Here is a 20,791-nt window from a genome sequence, read left to right on the forward strand (position 1 = left end):
GCACACTAGAAAACATTATGGGGGTACGGATGGAAACGTTATTAATCCAGCAAACTGAGAAATCAAATAAGTTTTGGAAAATCGTTGTGAAAGAAAAAGACTATGTTGTGTTTTACGGAAAAATTGGCACAGCTGGCAGTGTGAAAGCTAAAGAGTTTGAAACAGAAGAAGAATGTATGAAAGAAGCTAATAAACTAGTTGCTTCCAAACGTAAAAAAGGATATACAGACCCGTTGCCTGGGGAAGATTACATAAAAGAAAAAACGATAACCGAAGAAGAATTTTGGGAACTACTTCATCGTGCAAAAACGAAAGGTGAGGACCAAGAAGAACAAATAGAATGGCTTACTTCTCACCTTGCTAAACGTACAGTACATGAAATTGTAGCTTTTGATACGCATATGCATCGCCTTTTGAAAGACTCCTATACCTCCCGTTTATGGACAGCAGCCTATATTATTATGGGTGGCTGTTCAGATGATACTTTCGATTACTTCCGCGGATGGTTATTATATCAAGGAAAAGAGACATACGAAGCTTGTATTGAAGATCCAGAACGATTAATTCCTGTATTAGAAAACTTGAGTGAGTATGACGTCCCAGAGATTGAAGAACTTACTCTATATTTCGGGCAAGAAGTTTACATGGAGAAGACTGGGGATGAAGATGATACTTACTTTACACTATACCATGTCTTAACAAATGAAGAGTTTGAGGAAGTTGATATCGAGTTAGATTGGGATGAAGACGATGAGGAAGGTTTAAAAAAGATGTTTCCTACACTATGGGAGATGTACGGGGAAGAACCGATTGAGTGGTAGATTCATATTAGGACTCTGTTTATTGGTTAAACAGAGTCCTTTTTTCACAAGATTCTTATTTAAACTCTCTTTATTCCATACCACTTATCCAATAACATCTTTTCTCTTTCCCTTGAAATCCCTGCTTTTAATTCCCATTCGTCCACACTCTTCATCCACTCATACACATCTGTAACTGTATGTTCTAACCTTCTAAAAGTAAGTCCTTCTTTAACAGCACTTTCAATACTAATTGAAAATCCACCTTTCCACGGCTTCGTTTCACCTTCTAATGAAAAAGTTTCTGGAAGCCATAAAGGCATCTCTGTCCAAGGCTGCACTTTATGTTCATTCATAAACGATTCCTCTATCCAAACGAATTCAGCATCACTATTCGTAACTTTTTTACACGTATTTAATAGCTCTTCCATCGTCAAATCATAATTCGGACCTGTTACATTGAATGTACCTGCATTTTTGTTTTCTGCCATGTTTAGTCCCCAGTTTGCGACGTCTTTTATATCAACTATCTGTACTGGATGGTCTTTTCTTCCTGGAACTAACACTTTACTTCCTTTTGCTACACGCCCGATCCAGTATGGAAGTCGATCTGTATAATCGAACATTCCTGAAAGAAGTCCTGCTCTTACGTGTAAAACACGCCCCGGCCAATACTTCTCTGCTTCTTTTTCGCATAATACTTTCAGCGCACCATAATGCTCATAAGGAGATATTTCACCATTTTCTACAGCCTTTATTTGCTCTTCCGTCGGTTCAGGTTGTAATATATAGTCTTCTTTTATGTCATGCGGAATCCAATCTTTATATACGGAAAGGCTTGAGATGAATATATAATGTTTTATATTATCTTTTAAGACATCTCCAATATTCCGAATGTGATGCGGAGAAAACCCACACGTATCTACGATAACATCCCATTTTCGATTTTCTAAACTTGATACATCACCATTTCTGTCACCGATTAAATGTTCCACTTCTGGAAAAATTTCATTGTTTGTTCCACGATTGAATATTGTAACTTCATGCCCTCTTTTCAACGCCTCTTCTACGAAAGCTCTTCCTAAAAATCGTGTACCGCCTAGTATTAGAATTTTCATGGTTCTCCCCCATTCGTGATAAAAAATCTATTCTTTTGTTTAACGATTTTTTGTTGTGAAAAGTCACGGGGATAATTAAATTTTTTCTACAAGTTCAATATATGCAATTTCGACACTTTTTCTATCTTAAAAACAATAATATGGAAATATTCATTCTGTCGATTTCCATTTCATATATAATTAAAATATCGGATATTCGATTAACCACTTATACATACTTAGGCAGGTGAAAAATATTAATAAACACATAGTTTATCATTCAACATTATGTATTTATTTTCTTACATCACTTGTATATGTCATCTTGCTGAACATAGAAAATGGTCGTAATTATTTGGGGTTTACGATGGTTGTTCCGTTTTTAGCTGTTATTTTATATCAAAAATTATATAAGAAGCAAAAAATAGTTCACACATTTGGAATTACACGTCCAAAAATAAAAACACTAATCTTCTCCATATTATTCCCACTACTTCTAGGACTATGTCTCCATTTTTATTTTTATATTTATGATATTAAGTTCTTATATAATCATTGGAATGAATTAGGATTTCTCTTACTCGTTGGTCTTACAGTTGGATTTTTATCTGCATTATTAGAAGAGATTATATGGCGCGGAAATTTTCATTACTATTTACGAAAAAAATATTCATTCATGCAAACAGCTATTATTACAGCTTCGTTTTGGTCTTTATGGCATTTACCAGTAGCAATCTTTTATAAAAATTATGAGTTTTGGTTTGTAGGAATATTAAGTTATCTCGCTTTATTATTTATATTATCTATAATTTTGACATACGTGAGAGAATACGGTGGTTCTGTAATATCACCCGCAATTTTACATGGTATGTTTAATGTATTTTATTTAACAGATGTAGTGCAAAACAAGTGGGATGCCAGCCTAATAGAATTAATTAAATTTATCTTACTAGCAATTGTGCTCGGCATAATGTATCTTATACATCACAAAGTTAAAGAATAATTAAAACTAAAGAAAAAAGGTGTTTCCACTTTTAGTTGAAAGTACCTTTAATTGCTCATAAAGTACTTCAACACCTTGCAATTATTCAATAATCGTATAGGTGTTGAAGTTTTATAATCTTAGTTGAACAATTTTGTTCTCACAACACTTATTTATATTATGGAAAACAAAACAAGTATAACTAGACCTTTTATTCTTATTTTCATAATATAAACATATTAATCTTTTAAATAAGGAAGTATACACTCTTTAATTAACTTCCATCTATCCCCTGCATTCGGTATACTTTCAGACGCAATCGCCACCACCAATTCCCTCTCCGTAATACAGCAAATCATATTCCCACCATCACCCATTGCACAATACGAATAGACACCCTCTTCTTCTCGTAACCACCATAAGTAACCATATTGATTTGAATTCATCGCTATTGATTCTTTTATCCATGATTTTGATAGTATTTGTTTTCCATTATGAATACCTTCATTCAAATACAGCTGTCCAAACTTAGCCATATCTCTAACCGTTAACGTTAGTCCCCAGCCACCCGTCGAAATACCGTTTGGATCGTGAACCCATCCCTTTACAGCTTTTCCGAATAAGTCATCAAATCCAAATGCTTTCATATTGTAGTTTGGAATTTCGCTCATGCCGAGTGGTTGAAATAAGTATTCATTCGCAAACTCACGGGCACTTTTTCCTGTTACACTCGTAATAATCGCTGATAGTACATGTGCTCCTGCAGATGAATATTTAAAAGATCCAATTTCTCCGCCTTGTCCTATCCTATTTAACGTATACTGTACCCAATCTCGTTGCATACATAGTTCTTCTAACGGCTCCTGCCAGTCTACGAAAGGATGTGGAGCTGTCATTGTCAACAGATGTCGTACTGTTATTTCAGATGAATTAACGTTATATTCCGAGAAAAATTCTATTACTTTTTGATCAACGCTTTTTATATAGCCCTTATCTATACATATCCCAATTAGGGCAGAGATTACCGTTTTTGTAACTGACGCTATATGAAATGCATCATTTGGACCATGACCGTTATAATAGTTTTCAAAAATATAATCCCCTTTTTGTACTACTAACATCCCATTCATATTTTCATATTCTTCTTTTATAATCAGATTTAACTTTTCAGCATTTTTCATCATTCATTCCCCTTTAACCTATAATTAAAAAGGTTCGATAGGTACATATATATCAACTATATGTTTCTTTTCCGGGTGCCGTCTTGGATCATTTTTATACATTTCAAAAGGATACGAATCTCTCGGTTTATATCCGCTATTTTGCAGCCACTCACCGTATATAAAGTCCCATGCCCCTTTATATTCATCTTGGAATATTTCAAAATGTCCTACTGCATACTTTCCAGAAGGTATTATCATTATTCCTATGTCGTTCGTTTCTACTGCGGACGCATCCGGAATTGTTATACATAAACTTGTTCTTAAATGATAGTCCTCAGTAAATTCATGATGATCGTGGTAAATGGTTAATACTTTCGTATCATCAAATACATGATAGTTTTGTTTAGCTGCGTAATGAAATACTTTCTCTATCATTTTCGGAAAAGCTATCGTTAACTCTCCATATGTACCGATATGTCTTATGTATGCAACATTTATATCATCCGCTGTTACAATTTCAACATTTCCTCGAACCTGCTTACATTCATTGTATTGAGGAATTCCCCTTACGTCTTTGCAATTCTTGCTATTGTCATTTCGATATTGAGACGGACTTACACCGTAATAATTTTTAAATGTTCGGGAGAAAACTGCTGAATCTGTGAAACCAAAATGGTAAGCGATATCCGTAATCGTCATATCCAATCGATATGTAAGAAGGTTTGTTGCCCTTTCTAACTTCAATCGATTTACATATCGTGATAACGGCTCGTCTACTATTCCTTTAAAAATTCTATGAAAATGAAACTTCGAAAACCCTGCTATATCCGCTAGCTTTTCAATGGATAGTGAACTGTCTATGTTTGATTCTATATAATCTTGAACCTTATGTATGCGTCTTAAATACTCATTTCTACTTTGTTTACTCTCCATATTTCTAGCTCCTCACAACAAAAAGGCTAACTTTGTGCTAGCCTACTTTTACACATTTTTCAAAAATAATACTCTACTACCACCATTCCCATCATAATTTGTATGTACCGATACACCCTCTATTTCATCATCCCCAGCCTCAATTCGAAAGCCAATCTCCCTATGAAACTGTATTGATTTTTTATTTACTGGTGACGTGATTGCTTTTACAACTTTACGGTTATTTGCACGAGCGATATCAAAGAAATAAGAATACAATGTCGATGCAATTCCTCTTCTTCTATACTTCGGATTCACACCGATAAAATGAACGTATGCTTCATCTTTATATGTTTGTGAAAAAAAACCGCATAAGAAACCTAACGTTTCTCCCTCTTCTTCAATAATAAAACTCGTTTCTTGAAAGTGAATGAAAAACAATTTTGGCAACATGGCAGCCATGTCTCTCCCGCCCCACCAATCATTTAAAACAGAATGAATCTTTACATAATCTTCCCCTTGGATGTTTCTTACTCGCATATGTTTCTCCCTCTCACTCACTTCATTTTTTCATAAATTTTAATGACTGTTTCTACTAATAGGATAAATACCCATATCCCGCAAAATACGAGAACTGACTGAAATATAGAACCTAGCATAACAATACTTATTAAACCTAATTCTGATCCTGAAATGAACATTTCATCAAACCCCAGATTATGTATAAATGGACCAGTTGAAAAAGCCATTAAAATAGATCCTATTAAATAAATCACACTCATTATTTTTAATATTTTTATAGAAAGATACGAAGTTTGTTTTTCTTCCACTTGTGATAATTCGATTTCTCCACTCGCAATTCCTTTTTGCAAACAGTCCTCACATAGAAATTCTTCCTTAATTTTTTTACCACCGTGCAATGTACCTGTAATTTCTTTACAGCGCGAACACTTTCGATTTATCATTTTGTTATCACTCCAATCTCGTAAGATTATACTTATACAATTCTATTTTTACCTTATTATTCCTTTTGTGTATTTTATAGAGAGGTGACGTGTTTTATGATATCTAAACTTATTTTTGGTTATAAAAAGCCTACTGAGCAATATGTATTACGGCCTAGTTGTTATGCAATTATTTTTAACTCAACTTCTTCAAACATTGCTATTATCCAAAAAGGAGACCGTTATTTTTTACCTGGTGGCGGTATGGAAGGTACCGAAACAAAAGATGAATGCTTACATCGTGAACTACTAGAGGAATTAGGATGGGTAATTGAAATTAATCAATATATCGGTAATGCAATGCGATATTTTTATGCGGAAAAAGAAGATACTTATTATTTAAACGATGGGTTCTTTTATATTGCGAACATGGTGCAGACACAAACTGAAAACTGTGAGGAAGATCATGTTTTGCGGTGGATGTCTCCTTTACTTGCTGTAGAGCTTCTCATTCATGATCATCAAAAATGGGCTGTTGAACAAGCGCTTTTATTACAAAAACCAAAAGGATCTCCTTCTATATGAAAGAGATCCTTTTTATTGTTAACTTACTTTTTTCAAATTGAGAGCTGGCTTTTGAATTCCACCCTTTTTTACAACATATAAACCGATAAAGATTATAAGTCCGCCAACGAGTTGCATCATGTTGATTTGCTCTCCGATAGTTACTGCCGCGAAGATAACTGCGAACAATGGTACAAGATACATATAAACCATTACTTTCGTTGAGCCTATTTTACTAATACCGACATACCACATTGCAAGTCCGAAGATTGTCGCGAAGACGATTGAATATGCTAGAGACCCCCAGCTTGGCATGTCTACTGGCCACGTTAATGTATTTACGTTGAATAAACAATATACAACGAGAGGTACAATTCCAATTAAAGTTGACCAAGATGTGACTCTCATTGCGGAATATTTTGTTATAAGAGGTTGCGCTAATATTGGGTACCATCCCCACGCAATCGCTGCCACTAATCCAATTATGTTTCCGAGCCACGCATATTCGTAAGTAGCTCCTCCTGTATGCCCTGTTAATAAAACGAATGCTGCACCAACAAAGGCCACTATTGAACCAATTTGTACTTTCATCGAAAAACGTTCTTGTTTGTGCAATACTGCTAATATCCCTGTAAAAATAGGTGACATTGCAATTAATAATGAGGCGTTTGTTGCTGAAGTATATTTCACAGATAGCATAAACATCGTTTGATACATTGTTGTACCAACGATACCGACTGCTACTAATCGTAACCAATCTTTTCTTTCAATACGTAATGAGCGTTCCATCATAAAAGTGATAAGTAATAATACCGGTGATGCTACTAAAAATCGTAAACTATTAAATTGAATGGATGACATAAATGCCACTCCATACTTTCCTATTGTATAATTTGCTCCCCATACTAATGCAACTGATACTAGGAGCCATTCCATTTGCCATCGTTTCATCCGAATCTCCCCTTCCCTATTTAGCATAGTAAAATTGGCTGGATATAACACCGTCCAATTGGCTGTTTTTTTACCCAGCCAATTTGCTATACTTGATGTATATAAGAGATACGGAGGCGTTTTTTATGGAATGGAAACTAGATAGTGACAGTAAAATCCCTATTTATCAGCAAGTTGTTGACTTTATTGAAAAACGTATTACATATGGAGAACTTCCTCCAGGAAGCTTCCTCCCTTCAGAACGGAAATTAGCTACGCAGTTAAATGTAAACAGAAGTACAGTAACGACTGCTTATAATGAACTACGTGCTATGGGAATTGTAGAGAGTACGACTGGTAAAGGAACACGAGTGAGTACACATATGTGGGGTGTTTCTCCAACATTAACGCCGAACTGGAGAAATTTCGTAGAAGGTGGTACTTTTTTACCAAACTTACCACTACTTCGCCATATTCGGGCAGAAGTACAACAAAATGAAAATATTATTGATTTTGCAAACGGAGAGCTCGGTTGTAATCTTTATCCCCACGATCAACTACAAGCGATTTTACGTGAACAACCGTTAACGCATTCATTAAGTTACGATCATCCGCAAGGCTATCTCCCGCTAAGACAAGCGGTCGTAAAATATATGAAGGAATATTTAAAAGTTGAGGCGACTGAACAATCCATTATGATTACATCTGGCGCACAGCAAGCACTTCACCTTATCGTGCAATGTTTATTAAATCCAGGTGATGCTGTTGCTTTCGAAAGTCCTTCACACTGTTATTCCTTGCCGTTATTCCAATCAGCAGGTATTCGTATTTTCCCGTTACCTGTCGATGAACATGGTATTAATCCAAATGATGTACAGGAGTTATATAGAAAACACCGTATTAAAATGATCTTTTTAAATCCAAACTTCCAAAATCCTACGGGGACGATGCTTCATCCAAACCGTAGAAAAAAACTATTATCACTTTGCGCAGATTTACGAATTGCAATCGTTGAAGATGATCCCTCTAGTTTGCTGACGCTAGAAAAGAAACAACCTTGTCCTACTTTGAAATCAATAGATGAAAACGGAACTGTCATTTATGTACATTCTTTATCAAAAATGATTGCGCCAGGATTACGAGTCGGTTGGCTTGTCGCCCCACAGTCTGTCGTAGAGCGATTGTCAGACGCACGGCACCAAATGGAATTAGGAATGAGTATTTTCCCGCAGTGGCTTATGCAGCAATTTTTCGAAACCGTACCATTTCAGTCTCATATCGTACCGTTACGAAAACAATTAGCAGAAAAAAGAGACGTTATCGTTCGTGCCCTAAACGAGCAACTTCATGATAAAATCTCTTTTTCAAACCCTACTGGCGGTATATACATTTGGGGGAAATTAAAAGAACCTATAAACGAAAAACAACTCATTATGCAAAGTTTAAAACAAGAAATTGCTTTTATGCCAGGTAGTATTTTCGGTGCGAAAGATGGTTATATACGTTTATCTTATGGAAAAGTGGATATTGATCAAATTGCGGAAGGTATTTCTCGTTTGCGCGAGGCTATTTTGGTATGTGAAAATAACTTTAAATAAAGCTTTCTCGTTTGACAAAACCTAAATCTACCATTATTATCAACTCGAACCTATTTATAGGAGTGATAAAATGAAGATTTACGTTGATGCAGATGCTTGTCCTGTAAAAGATGTGATTATTTTTGAGGCTACGAATGTGGAAATTCCTGTTACCCTCGTTACTAGTTTTTCACATTATTCTAATGCAGAGCAGCCAAAAGGTGTCGAAACAATTTATGTTGATTCTGGAGCAGATGCTGCAGATTACCGAATTATGCAGTTAGCAAAAAAAGAAGATTTAATCGTAACACAAGATTACGGTCTTGCTTCGCTCGCTTTAGCAAAAGGCTGTATCGTTCTTCATCATAAAGGGTACAAGTATACGAATGATAACATTGAACAATTGTTACAAACACGATATTTAAGTGCAATGGTTCGAAAAAGTGGTAAACGTACAAAGGGACCGAAACCATTTACAGCAGAAGATAAAGAGAAATTTAGAGCACTCTTTAAAAGTATGATCTCACTTTAAAAATGAATCGTCTATTTGCTAGGAAAACTTCGCAAAACAAAGAAGAGAATATCGTAATGAACATTCTCTTCTTGAGGTTTACCCGTTTAAAATGAAGGTAAATTATCTAAGTTATTTTCTTTTATTCCATCCGGTTCACTACGTATAATATCTCTGCCATACTTATGAAATACGTCCACATGAGCTAACTTCCCTGATTTTGCTTCATTAAGAGCAGTCATATAATCTAACTCTCTCCCGCTACTTGTTTTAAACGCTATTAAATCTCCATCATCATTTTTACGAACGGCAACAATTTGTTCTGCTCCTGAAGTAACTTCCTGAGCTATTTCAAATTGAGCTTGCTCTTCTCCTTGATGTAAATAATCATTATACACTTTTTCAAAGTCTTTTTTGTCCATAAAACTCACCTCCAACACATTTTATTAGTATGGTTGGGAGATGTTGATTTTATGTAATTTGCTCTAAACTTTAGTATTTTCAAATGAAAACATTGTCCCCTCACTATTTGATTGTAAAGTATATTTTATATCGAACATCTTTGATATATCTTCAATATTTTTCAAACCAAGTCCCGTTCCTTTACTATTTATATCAAACCCAATCCCATTATCTCTAAAAGAAACAATATCTTCATCTATAATGATTTTGAGTTTTTTAGCTTCTGAATGTTTAAGGACATTTTGAAAAATATTATCAAATAGCCTTTGAATCCATAACTCATTACTATTCCATATCAACTCTTTATCTTGTGAATTATATACTAATTCAATTTTATGAATGCTATACAAATAGCTCCATTTTTTAATCATATTTTCTATTAAATTGTGTATATTCACTTCATCATGCACAATATAAGTATTCTCTAAGGTTTCTGTAGATTGAATATTAAATTCGTTAGTTAAATCACTTATATATTGTATCTGATCATAAAGTGATTCAATTACTGGTACTTGTTCCTTGTACTCACCTTCTAAATAATATAATTGTAATCTGACCGCTGTTAAGGGTGTATTAATATCATGCCGTAATTTATTTAATAGTTCCTTTTTTATTTGTTCCTGTTGCTGTAGTTCCAATTCTCGATAAGTTGTTCTTTCTATAAGCAAGTTTACTGATTTAATCAGTTCTCCCATTTCATCATCACTTTTAACATCTATTATATTAGGGATTTTTTTATCACTAGCTAAATCTCGAATTGTTTGATTTAATATATTAATTTTGTTTAATACGGTGTTAATCGACTTTGAAAATACAAAAGCTAATACTAATAGTGATAATAAAAATATGATTAACATAGTAGGATATGCATAGGATTCGTGAAAAGGGATGTTCTTATTTTTAGTTTTAAAGACAACATTATAAATAACTGATACAAAGATACTAATCGACAACAATAACAGTGGTACGCTAATAATAGCGGAGAATAGTAGTAACTGATATTTTTTCTTTAAGTTCATTTCTTTATGTAGGTATTTAGTCTATACCCTTCTCCATATATGTTCTGTATAATATCACCTGTTTTATCATCAATTTTGGTCCTAATTTTCTTTATATGTACGTTCATGATATTTTGATTTCTATCTTCGAGTTGCCATAGGTAATCATAGAAATGTTCTTTCGATAAAATTCTATCTCTATTTTCATATAAATAGAAGAATATTTTACGTTCAATTGCTGTAAAAGCAACTTCATTACGCAAACCATTTATAAAAACTCTTTTATATTCTGCATCTATAAATAAATGGTTAATTTGCGTGAAGGTACCATATTGATTATCTAACATTTTCTGAATCCTTAACAACAACTCTCTAGGGTCAAAAGGTTTTATCATGTATTCTTCTCCAATAGTCAAACCTTTTAGTTTACTATCCATATCATTCCGAGCTGATAGAAATATAATCGGAATATTTAACCCTAGATTTTTTATTTTCTTTGTAATTTGATAACCATCTTCGCCTGGTAACATAACATCCATTATGACTAAATCTATTTCATGAATTACACCAAGAACTTTCCTTCCCTCTTTCTCCCAATGCACATTATACTTCTCGCGCTGCAAAATTTTTTGTAATAAATCTCCTATAATTAAATCGTCTTCAACAATTAATACGTTATATGCTTTCATTATGTAGACCTTTCATTGCTATCATAGCAATAGCTTAGTTCTTCACTACTTTATTATTAATAAAATTCATAGCAAATTTGTATATTTCATCAGGAGCGTATAAATAAATACTATGTGTGCCTTCAATTATTTTCACATCAGCTCTTAATAACTCGCTAGCAAACTCCTTATAATCTTTATTTTTTTGCTTTGTATACTTTGAATCTTTATTTTGCCTAGCAATTGCATCTATAAATAAAATAGGTGTTTCTTTTGGGATTGATAAGGAATTTGATTTTTTACTGTTATTGTAGCTTTGTAAAAGTTCTTGCTTCATATCATCATTAAAAGCCCTTTTGTATGTAAGCGCTTTATAAAATTCTTTTTCTTGTTCGTTTAAAAAGGATTGCTTAATGACCTGAGGATTATAAGTAATAGAGGGAGCTAATCTCTGAAAACCAATTTTCGTTAAAATATTCATCCCTTTTATTTTTAATGAATCCACCATGCCTATTTTATGAGTTACGTACTGTTTAGGTAAACCAATATCTAATGCAATAATCCCTTTTACTTCACCCGGATATTTTTGTGCCCAATAAATAGCCTCTATACCCGATAGAGAGTGTGGTACTAAGATGTATGGTGGTTTATTTCCACTTCGAATAAGCGCTTCTCTTGTTTGTTCTAATATCGTATCAATATCTCTCTCATCTTGAAAAACATCACTGTATCCATAACCAGCTCTCTCAATTACAGAAATCTTGTTTTCTTTCGAAAATTTACTATATAAACCTTTCAATTCATAAACAGGAGCGGCAATTCCAGATCCGGCCATAAATACAAACGTATCCTCCCCGCTCCCCTCATTATAAACATTCAATTTTTTATTATCGAAATTAACAAGTTCGCCTTCATTGTTCATTAATTTCGATTCCATTTTTAATTGATAGTTATGATATATAAATACAGCGCCTGTTCCAAAGAAAATCATACTAATACATATTAAAAATATTATTTTCACTGACTTTAATAATTTTTTCATTTGACACCCCTTTCAGCCTATACTAAAAGGGTACAATGTAAAAATAAATTTCTAATAAATTTTTCAAAATTAACTGTATTCTTTGTTTCTAATTATGGATTATTTTAATACCTACGCAAATCCTTCAAAGTCTCCAATATATCATCTGTAAAGGCTGTACTTCCTTCTGTCTCTAAAACTCTGAAATAAAAACTTCTTAGGAAAGTTCTAATATTTTGTACTAAAATAGCATGCTGCGGATGTCGGATATCTTCAACAGTTGCTATACTATGTAGCCAATTGCTCCACTCTTCTCCAGTTAATAGATTTTGATCGCGTAATGACATAATTGGCTTTACTAATCTCTCATCCTCAAAGTGTATGTACACGTAGTCATTTAAACGAACCTTCTGACGAACAGCAGCTAATATTGCATATGAAAACTCACGATTTTGTATTGTACGTGCTAACGCATCGAGCGCATCCGCTGCGTGTGCTGTAGAATGTGCCCATCCTTTCCCTTCTACGTAACCCCTTACATCTTCTTCTAAATATACATATTCCAGCACTTGTTCTGCTACACTGTACAATTGTTCTTCCGATAACAATGGTTCTCTTTCATGAACAGATAAAATAAGTGGCGGAATTAATACGGAGAACGCACGTTTAAATACAGAGTCTGTTCCCTTTTCACTAATTTTATAAAATAAATAATCAGGACTAATCGCTTGTAACATTAATCCTCGTAACTCTTTTTGTCTAAATACATCATTTGTAATCCATGTGTGAAGCGTACTATAAATTAAATCATCACGTAATTCAGCATCAGGTGATCCGATATAATCTAACATCCACTGCGCATATGGATATGCATCCACATCTTCTGGTACAGCATAATTATTATTTTTAATTTGTAGTAGTTCTTCTTTTAATTCTAGTACTTCATTCATTAAATTTCCTGTCCCCTTTTTGCGTTTTTTATTGTCTTATCCCCTTTTATTTGCTTCATAAAATTAATTTAATTATAACAATAAATAAAAGGCTATACATATATTTCTGATTATGTATTACGCTCTTTCATGAAATATAACTTCTGGATTTTCTAAATCACTATTCTGAAATACAACATCCGCACACTCTATCGGATTACGCTCATCTATATACATCTTACAGGCCGCATGATATCTGTTTAAAAACATCTTCTCTGCTTCTTCATAACCTCCAAAAGCTTCAGTTTCCCGCTTAGCACCACGTTTTCTCGCAATCTCAAAATCTGTATCTACAAAGATTTTGTAATCAAATAAATGTGCAACGTCTTTTTTCAATAGAAACGTTCCATCTACTATTAATATCATATTTTGTGTGGCCAATAGCGGCTCATTATGTACAGGCATATCCGTTATTAAGTTATGAGAAATCGTTTCATACTGTAAATTCCCGTTAGGTCCTAAAGGCATTAATAATCTTTCTTTGAAAGCTGTATAATCGTGTGCATCTTCATAATACCCTCTTGCAGATTCTTTACCTTGTGCATAGCGAATCACTCTTGAATTATGAAAATCGTCGATGCTAGCGCGTGTTACTGGTAACCCTCGTTTTTTTATTTCTTCCGCTAGTTCGTTTGTAAATGTTGTTTTTCCTGATGCTGTAATACCACTTACTCCAACTCTTGTTGGATGAGTTAAGTTTAATTTTAAAATATGATCTACAATTTCTTTCATGCGTTGTATTCGGTTCATGATATTTCCTCCTACAATCAGTTTACATAACATAATTACAGGTAACATTTCATATCATTATTTGTCGGTAAATCGATATCCTTTGTCGAATCGTTGATATATCGAAAAAATCGTTGATATATTTTAAGTTATGATAGATATATTTGAAAAATCGTTGATATATTATTAGCTTACTTCCCCTTAAATCCTCGATACAGTGCAGTCCGTAACTCTTGTTTGTATTCTGCAATCTCTGGCATTTCGAGTTCTTCTGCTAGTCTGATAGCTAATTCAATATCATACGGTACTCGTACAAGTTGAATAGAAAAGCTCGCTGCTTCTTTTTCATTGTAAGTTCCTTCAAATATTAAATAGGAAGCTTGTGTTATTTCAAGTGGGTTTCCTACGCTACCGGCGTTACATAACGTTTTCCCTCTGAAATTTTGAACGAACGCTTGGTGAACATCACCGTAACAAACGACATCTGGTTTTCTTTCCCCTTCTATATTTTCCGTCAGATCACTATTTTCGAACATACTAATACGTTCTTCTCTTGAAGCGTGTGGTTGAATTCTTTCATATAAACTTCTCGGTGAGGCGTGGAACATACGAATGAGTTTGCCGCTCATAAAAAATTCGATTGAAAATGGTAAACTTCTTAAATAGTCGTTTTGTTCTTCTGATAATTGTTTTTGATGCCATTTTAATGCTTCAAATTCAGTTGGCTTTGTAATAAAATCATCCCAGTTTCCCATTACGACTACTTCACATTCTTTACGAATGATTTCAATTGCTTCACTGGAATGAGGTCCTTTTCCTACTAAATCTCCAAGACAAATAATGCGCTCGATTCCTCTTAATTTAATATCATTCAACACGGATTCTAATGCTTGAATATTACCGTGAATATCTGAAATTACTGCTATTTTATCCATATAAATTACTCCTTTATTTATTAAATTCACTTGATTGATACCATTTTGGAATATAGGATGAAAAATCATTATGATCTTCTAAAATTCTATTTAACCTTTCCTTCATATCATCTACTAAATGTGGTGTGCTTCGGTTTGTCCATACGATATCAGCCGGGAATATCATTGCTGCATATAATGAGTACAGTTTCCAAAAATGTAGATTAGGTTCGCCTCCGCAATAACCGTGAACTTGTCCAACCGCAAATGGTTTACTTATTCTTGTAGTAAAAATCGCTACATTATAGAAATCATGTATTGGGTCGCCAAAATCATACCCTCCAAAATCGATTACGATAAACTCCTTATTATGAATCATACTATTTGCTGGATGGAAGTCATCATGTAAAAATCTTATTGGACGATTTTTCAATAAATCTTTATGTTTGTCTACAAAGGTTAATACTGGCTTCAAATCCAGAAAATTCACCTCGTAATCTGTTAGTGCCTCTATGTATCTTTCGTATTTATTCCATCTAGATGTTTCCCATTTATTACTTGCACTTTCTTTTTCAATTGAGTGAATCCTCTTTAATACCTCCCCTGCTTTTCTTCCTGCATTATACTGTTCTTCCACCGATAGCTTCGTTAAACCTTCTTCACCATTTATACCTCGGGTCCATTCAAATACTTGAACACATTTATTTAATTTCTCAAGTATTATGAAATGAATTAACTTGGGCGTTGGAATATGTAATGACTCTAATTGTTTCATATACGTATATTCTTCTTGTTTACATTCAAAATGAACAGCATCACATACTTTTACAAAATAAGTTTCTTGATTCTTTAATTCAATTTTATACTTCTCTTCATGTGAAAAACCTTTTGAAATAGCTGTACACTTTGCAATACGAGGCCATTCTAGTTTTCTCTCTATCTCTCTAAGGATTTCTTCCACAACATTCACCTCTATTAATATATGTACAAACTACCTAGCACTTCATGCTCTCGTTTATTTCCACCTGTAAACTCTACTGCAAATGGATTTTCGCCATTCTTATTCAAATGTTCTAGCACTAGCCCTTCTTCAATCGGTTCACAAAACTGTACATGAATATCTCCAAACACTACACTTTGACACTCAGCATTCCATTTTTCATTTTTCACAACTGAGCTTGTAGATAGTCCCATTACTTCTTTCCATTTCCGCACCGTTTCTCGAACGTTTTTCACTACATAATGGATCGTTTCAATTTGTTGTACTTTGTTTTTATGTTCCGTAATCGTTCCAATGTTACGTAAATCATTTCTTCTTTCTTCGTCCGTTTCATTCCACTGTATAAAGAAAGGTAATTTCAGTCCGTTCTCTTCTTGCTTAACAAATAACATTTTCCATTCTAAAAGCCGGCCATCTTTTCTCATGCGTTTCCCTTCAAATGGCCCTATCGTATGTAAGCCGTGCTTCTTAAAGTTAACTACTAGCTCCTCAATTGCATCTGTTCGGATTGCGATTTGTAGCATTCCTTCTCCATTTTGTAGTTTCATCACTGTTTCTTGTACTAATGGATTTTCTGCTTCTTTCGCTTTTTCTTCATGTTGAACTGCTAAAAATTCTATATATGATAAATCAAAATAACTTAAACTATTCCAAGTACCCCAATTCGTATGCTCTCCGCCTAGTGCGGTATGAAATCCAAGTTCCTGCATTTGTTTTACCGCTTCCTCCGGTGTACCATGAACTGCATGAACGAGATGATCAAATCGTAACATGTCTTTCTCCCCTTTCTCTTCATCCTTTTATTGTATATTTTATTTTTCTTTCATTCAATTCAAAAACTTTAAAACCTAGTTGATTTATACGATTAATATGTATTATAATGAAACAAATTTAATTATTGCTGATTGGAAAAACCAAAGGCACTTTTCTCATACGGGAAAAGTGTCTTTTTCATTTATTATTACAGGGGGATTATTTATGCAGAAATTAATTGTCTTTGCTATTATCGGATTTTTCGCTCAATTGATCGATGGAGCACTTGGAATGGCGTATGGGGTAACGTCTACTTCACTATTATTAATGTTTGGTATTGCACCGGCTGTAGCTTCCGCGTCCGTTCATTTAGCTGAAGTGGTTACAACTGCAGCTTCTGGCGCATCTCATATCAAATTTGGAAACGTTGATAAATATACCGTTTCTAGACTTACATTACCTGGGGCAATCGGCGCATTTGTTGGGGCATGTTTTTTAAGTAATTTGCCTGGCGATGTAATCAAACCGTACATTTCCGTATTTTTATTTACTTTAGGGGTTTATATTTTATTACGATTCATCATTCAAAAACAAATTGTCACTTCAAATAAGCGTATGTCTGCAAAACAACTTGTGCCGCTTGGTTTATTCGCTGGATTCGTTGATTCAACTGGTGGCGGTGGTTGGGGGCCGATTACGACGCCTGTTCTTCTAGCAAGAGGAAATGAAGCTAGAAAAGTTATTGGATCTGTAGATACGAGTGAATTTCCTGTTTCACTCGCTGCAACAATTGGCTTCTTCATCTCACTTGGCTGGGAACAAGTAAGCTGGGTTTGGGTATTTGCCTTAATGCTTGGCGGTATTGTCGCAGCTCCAATTGCTGCATGGTTAGTTCGTATCGTTCCAGCACATTTACTTGGGGTATTAGTTGGCGGTCTTATTATCTTTACGAATATACGTACACTGCTTACTACATTTAAAGTGGATCCAACTATTATTTCACTTTCTTACGTTGCAGTTGGTCTTGTCGTTATTATTTCTATTTTCATTGCTGTTCGAAATCATTCCAATCGTCCTAACGCATCAACGGCTGAGTATCCAAATGATCAGAAGCAAATGCTACCATAACTATAAGAAATACCGCCCAATTTAGAGCGGTATTTTTTATTTTTCTATTTTCCAATTAATCATCGTTTCTGTAGCATTTACTCTCTTCATATGTAACTTTTCTAAAACACGAATCGAACTATAATTATCTAGAAGTGTCTCTGCAATTATTGTTTCTACCTCTCCTGTTTTGAAAGCCCAATCGATTAGTTCTCTTACAGCTTCTGTTGCATAGCCCTTATTCCAATATTTCTCAATAAATCCATAGCCAATTTCCACTGTTTGATTCTCGTTTGGTTTCCCTTTAAACCCAATATCACCTATAACGCTATCATCTTCTTTCCGAAGAACATACCACGCGCCCCATGGTAATATAGCTGCATCTTGTTTTACATTCTTTACATGCCCTACAATATGCGGACCGCTATTGTATCCTTGCTCGTTAGCAATTTGAATTCTCTCTTCTGTACACGGCACTATATAGAGCCTTTCTGTTTCTAATTTCATATTGATTTCCCCTTTTCAATTAAACAATACCCCAATTTTACTAAAAATAAAAAGAATATTCATCCTATTCGTAAAATTTATACTTATTCTTTGAAACGAATTTAAGGAATAATCCTCTTTTGATAGTTATGTCGAATTATATTTTTCTGAATTTTCTTTTAATTTAGAGGATTTTTCAATATTTTTTGCGAAACATTTGTATAACAATTTTTTCTTTGCTTATTGCTACATAATAGTAGGTTCGGGTGGAGTTTTGCAAGCGTTTCCTATACAATAACCGATATTTTTTGACTTTTCCTAACAAAATATCTTGCAATATATTCAGAAAGTCATTACAATTGCCATATATTAAAAATCTTAGCAATATATAAATCCTCATCAATCCGATGAGGTAGAGGTTGCGACTTTTAATAGTAAAACGGACGAGACACAGAGAATGTCAGCTGACTCCGTTTGAAAGGAAAAGTTGCCGAAGTTTATATTTCTTCTCTGGAAATATGAGCTGGGGCTGTCTCCGAAAGGAACAGAACTGTCACGTTTACAAAATTACCGTGTAAACGTGGGGTGCTATCTTAACGGAAGGGTATGATGGGGTGGTTATTTGTGAAACGTTCCGCCAAATTCCTTTGGCGGTTTTTTGTATTTTTCTCCCCCGCTCCTTCCTAACCTACAAGAAAAGGAGTGTTGAACATGAATAGCGCAACAAATCAATCTACCTCTAAAACGCAAACTACACAAGGACAAGGTGAATTAAAACGCGGATTAAAATCTCGTCACCTTACGATGATTTCTCTCGGTGGTACAATTGGTACCGGACTATTTCTTGCCAGCGGTGGTGTCATCCATACAGCTGGACCTGGTGGCGCATTAATTGCATACGCCGCAATTGGAATTATGGTTTATTTTTTAATGACAAGCTTAGCTGAACTTGCAGCTTACATGCCTGTTACTGGATCTTTTAGCACGTATGCAACAAAATTTGTTGATCCATCACTTGGCTTTGCACTTGGATGGAACTATTGGTATAACTGGGCAATTACGATTGCTGCTGAACTTGCAGCCGTAACATTAATTATGAAATTTTGGTTCCCAGATACCCCTTCTCTTATTTGGAGCGGATTATGTTTAGCTATTATTTTCCTTTTAAACTACTTATCTGTTAAAGGGTTTGGTGAATCTGAATATTGGTTCGCACTTATTAAAGTAGTTACGATTATTATCTTTTTAATTGTTGGTTTCATGATGATTTTTGGAATTATGGGCGGTGAAACGGTTGGATTTAAAAACTTCACTGTTGCAGATGCACCATTTAACGGCGGTATCATGGCAATTATCGGTGTGTTTATGGCAGCTGGTTTCTCATTCCAAGGAACTGAACTATTAGGAGTAGCTGCTGGTGAAACGTCTGATCCAGAACGTAATATCCCAAAAGCAATTCGTTCAATCTTTTGGCGTATTCTTTTATTCTATATCCTTGCGATTCTCGTTATCGGTTTATTAATTCCTTATACAACTGAAAGCCTTGCTGCAAGTGATGTTACAGTAAGTCCGTTTACACTTATTTTTGAAAAAGCGGGCGTTGCCTTTGCTGCTTCTGTTATGAACGCTGTTATTTTAACTGCTGTACTATCTGCTGGTAACTCTGGTATGTATGCATCAACTCGTATGCTTTGGGATTTAGCTCGCCAAGGAAAAGCACCAAAGTTTCTTGGTAAATTAGATAGCCGCGGTGTACCTGTTAACGCGTTAATCGTAACGTCAATTGTTGGTAGTATTGCTTTCATTGCTTCTTTATTCGGTGATGGTGTTGTATACATTTGGTTATTAAACGCATCCGGAATGTCTGGTTTTATCGCATGGGTTGGAATTGCAATTAGTCATTACCGTTTCCGTAAAGCATATATCGCACAAGGAAAAGATTTAAATGACTTACCATATAGAGCAAAATGGTTCCCATTCGGTCCAATCTTCGCATTTACACTTTGTATCATCGTAATTTTAGGACAAAACTACGGCGCATTTATGGGTGAAGCAATTGATTGGAACGGTGTACTCGTTTCTTACATCGGTTTACCACTCTTCTTAGTACTATGGTTAGGTTATAAATTTACGAAAAAAACAAAAGTGATTCCACTTGATAAATGTGAACTAAAATAAAGTGAA

The 20,791-nt window shown here is 34.4% G+C and carries 23 protein-coding genes and 1 riboswitch; of the genes, 7 read left to right on the forward strand and 16 right to left on the reverse strand.

Annotated elements, in window-relative coordinates; translation table 11 throughout:
* Positions 1-29: 29 nt before the first annotated feature.
* Entirely contained in the window at positions 30-821 is a 792-nt protein-coding gene (locus MHH27_RS15415) for a DUF4240 domain-containing protein (RefSeq protein ID WP_075720336.1), read from the forward strand.
* 59 nt (positions 822-880) lie between these two features.
* Here MHH27_RS15415 and MHH27_RS15420 read toward each other — a convergent pair whose 3' ends face one another.
* The gene (locus MHH27_RS15420) at positions 881-1,918 is read right to left on the reverse strand and encodes an SDR family oxidoreductase (RefSeq protein WP_097947202.1); all 1,038 of its coding nucleotides are present in this window, start codon (positions 1,916-1,918) and stop codon (positions 881-883) included.
* Positions 1,919-2,144: 226 nt separating this feature from the next.
* Between MHH27_RS15420 and MHH27_RS15425 the strand changes: the two genes are divergently transcribed.
* Positions 2,145-2,900, forward strand: a complete 756-nt coding sequence (locus MHH27_RS15425; protein WP_097947200.1) for a CPBP family intramembrane glutamic endopeptidase — start codon at positions 2,145-2,147, stop codon at positions 2,898-2,900.
* A gap of 218 nt (positions 2,901-3,118) precedes the next feature.
* Here MHH27_RS15425 and MHH27_RS15430 read toward each other — a convergent pair whose 3' ends face one another.
* The 4 genes from MHH27_RS15430 to MHH27_RS15445 are packed head-to-tail and all read right to left on the reverse strand — an operon-like array spanning position 3,119 to position 5,919.
* The gene (locus MHH27_RS15430; RefSeq protein WP_075717779.1) at positions 3,119-4,060 is read right to left on the reverse strand and encodes a serine hydrolase domain-containing protein; all 942 of its coding nucleotides are present in this window, start codon (positions 4,058-4,060) and stop codon (positions 3,119-3,121) included.
* Between the two features lie 24 nt (positions 4,061-4,084).
* The gene (locus tag MHH27_RS15435) at positions 4,085-4,975 is read right to left on the reverse strand and encodes an AraC family transcriptional regulator (RefSeq protein WP_075717777.1); all 891 of its coding nucleotides are present in this window, start codon (positions 4,973-4,975) and stop codon (positions 4,085-4,087) included.
* A gap of 48 nt (positions 4,976-5,023) precedes the next feature.
* On the reverse strand, positions 5,024-5,494 hold the full coding sequence (locus MHH27_RS15440) for a GNAT family N-acetyltransferase (RefSeq protein ID WP_097822359.1): 471 nt from the start codon (positions 5,492-5,494) through the stop codon (positions 5,024-5,026).
* Between the two features lie 17 nt (positions 5,495-5,511).
* The gene (locus MHH27_RS15445; RefSeq protein ID WP_097947198.1) at positions 5,512-5,919 is read right to left on the reverse strand and encodes a DUF3980 domain-containing protein; all 408 of its coding nucleotides are present in this window, start codon (positions 5,917-5,919) and stop codon (positions 5,512-5,514) included.
* A 96-nt stretch (positions 5,920-6,015) separates the two neighbouring features.
* On the opposite strand from MHH27_RS15445, the gene MHH27_RS15450 reads away from it, so the two are divergent.
* The gene (locus MHH27_RS15450; RefSeq protein WP_000623967.1) at positions 6,016-6,483 is read left to right on the forward strand and encodes an NUDIX hydrolase; all 468 of its coding nucleotides are present in this window, start codon (positions 6,016-6,018) and stop codon (positions 6,481-6,483) included.
* Between the two features lie 18 nt (positions 6,484-6,501).
* Here MHH27_RS15450 and MHH27_RS15455 read toward each other — a convergent pair whose 3' ends face one another.
* Complete coding sequence (locus MHH27_RS15455; RefSeq protein ID WP_053564117.1) at positions 6,502-7,413, reverse strand: DMT family transporter; 912 nt, start codon at positions 7,411-7,413, stop codon at positions 6,502-6,504.
* Positions 7,414-7,538: 125 nt separating this feature from the next.
* On the opposite strand from MHH27_RS15455, the gene pdxR reads away from it, so the two are divergent.
* A complete protein-coding gene (pdxR, locus tag MHH27_RS15460) occupies positions 7,539-8,990 on the forward strand; it encodes a MocR-like pyridoxine biosynthesis transcription factor PdxR (RefSeq protein ID WP_053564116.1) in 1,452 nt (483 codons plus the stop codon).
* Positions 8,991-9,060: 70 nt separating this feature from the next.
* Positions 9,061-9,501, forward strand: coding sequence for a YaiI/YqxD family protein (locus tag MHH27_RS15465; protein WP_000708772.1), 441 nt, complete (start codon positions 9,061-9,063; stop codon positions 9,499-9,501).
* Between the two features lie 86 nt (positions 9,502-9,587).
* Here MHH27_RS15465 and MHH27_RS15470 read toward each other — a convergent pair whose 3' ends face one another.
* The 9 genes from MHH27_RS15470 to MHH27_RS15510 form a co-directional block, all read right to left on the reverse strand.
* Positions 9,588-9,902, reverse strand: a complete 315-nt coding sequence (locus MHH27_RS15470; protein WP_000358159.1) for a DUF3892 domain-containing protein — start codon at positions 9,900-9,902, stop codon at positions 9,588-9,590.
* A gap of 63 nt (positions 9,903-9,965) precedes the next feature.
* Complete coding sequence (locus MHH27_RS15475; RefSeq protein WP_097947197.1) at positions 9,966-10,961, reverse strand: sensor histidine kinase; 996 nt, start codon at positions 10,959-10,961, stop codon at positions 9,966-9,968.
* A complete protein-coding gene (locus MHH27_RS15480) occupies positions 10,958-11,629 on the reverse strand; it encodes a response regulator transcription factor (protein ID WP_000649346.1) in 672 nt (223 codons plus the stop codon). The genes MHH27_RS15475 and MHH27_RS15480 overlap by 4 nt, the downstream gene beginning before the upstream one ends.
* A 34-nt stretch (positions 11,630-11,663) precedes the next feature.
* Positions 11,664-12,650: an alpha/beta hydrolase gene (locus MHH27_RS15485; protein WP_097914082.1), complete on the reverse strand. Its 987-nt coding sequence runs from the start codon at positions 12,648-12,650 to the stop codon at positions 11,664-11,666.
* Between the two features lie 104 nt (positions 12,651-12,754).
* Entirely contained in the window at positions 12,755-13,579 is an 825-nt protein-coding gene (locus MHH27_RS15490; RefSeq protein WP_097947193.1) for a DUF2785 domain-containing protein, read from the reverse strand.
* Between the two features lie 117 nt (positions 13,580-13,696).
* The gene (locus MHH27_RS15495) at positions 13,697-14,368 is read right to left on the reverse strand and encodes a uridine kinase (protein ID WP_097947192.1); all 672 of its coding nucleotides are present in this window, start codon (positions 14,366-14,368) and stop codon (positions 13,697-13,699) included.
* A gap of 170 nt (positions 14,369-14,538) precedes the next feature.
* Positions 14,539-15,282, reverse strand: a complete 744-nt coding sequence (locus tag MHH27_RS15500) for a metallophosphoesterase family protein (protein WP_000357655.1) — start codon at positions 15,280-15,282, stop codon at positions 14,539-14,541.
* Between the two features lie 13 nt (positions 15,283-15,295).
* The gene (locus tag MHH27_RS15505) at positions 15,296-16,222 is read right to left on the reverse strand and encodes an aminoglycoside phosphotransferase family protein (RefSeq protein WP_075717765.1); all 927 of its coding nucleotides are present in this window, start codon (positions 16,220-16,222) and stop codon (positions 15,296-15,298) included.
* A 14-nt stretch (positions 16,223-16,236) separates the two neighbouring features.
* Positions 16,237-17,034, reverse strand: coding sequence for a VOC family protein (locus tag MHH27_RS15510; protein ID WP_340943214.1), 798 nt, complete (start codon positions 17,032-17,034; stop codon positions 16,237-16,239).
* Between the two features lie 205 nt (positions 17,035-17,239).
* Between MHH27_RS15510 and MHH27_RS15515 the strand changes: the two genes are divergently transcribed.
* Positions 17,240-18,142 carry a sulfite exporter TauE/SafE family protein gene (locus MHH27_RS15515; protein ID WP_001170743.1) on the forward strand — a complete coding sequence of 301 codons (903 nt, stop codon included), beginning with the start codon at positions 17,240-17,242 and terminating at the stop codon, positions 18,140-18,142.
* A gap of 36 nt (positions 18,143-18,178) precedes the next feature.
* On the opposite strand, the gene MHH27_RS15520 is transcribed toward MHH27_RS15515, so the two are convergent.
* Positions 18,179-18,628 (reverse strand): GNAT family N-acetyltransferase, encoded by a 450-nt coding sequence (locus tag MHH27_RS15520; RefSeq protein WP_025117841.1) that lies wholly within the window; start codon positions 18,626-18,628, stop codon positions 18,179-18,181.
* Positions 18,629-19,012: 384 nt separating this feature from the next.
* Positions 19,013-19,206: riboswitch (Lysine riboswitch) on the forward strand.
* A gap of 112 nt (positions 19,207-19,318) precedes the next feature.
* Between MHH27_RS15520 and MHH27_RS15525 the strand changes: the two genes are divergently transcribed.
* Positions 19,319-20,785, forward strand: coding sequence for an amino acid permease (locus MHH27_RS15525; protein ID WP_001083396.1), 1,467 nt, complete (start codon positions 19,319-19,321; stop codon positions 20,783-20,785).
* Positions 20,786-20,791: the final 6 nt, after the last annotated feature.

Source organism: Bacillus sp. FSL L8-0152 (assembly GCF_038006365.1).
GTDB lineage: Bacteria > Bacillota > Bacilli > Bacillales > Bacillaceae_G > Bacillus_A > Bacillus_A cereus.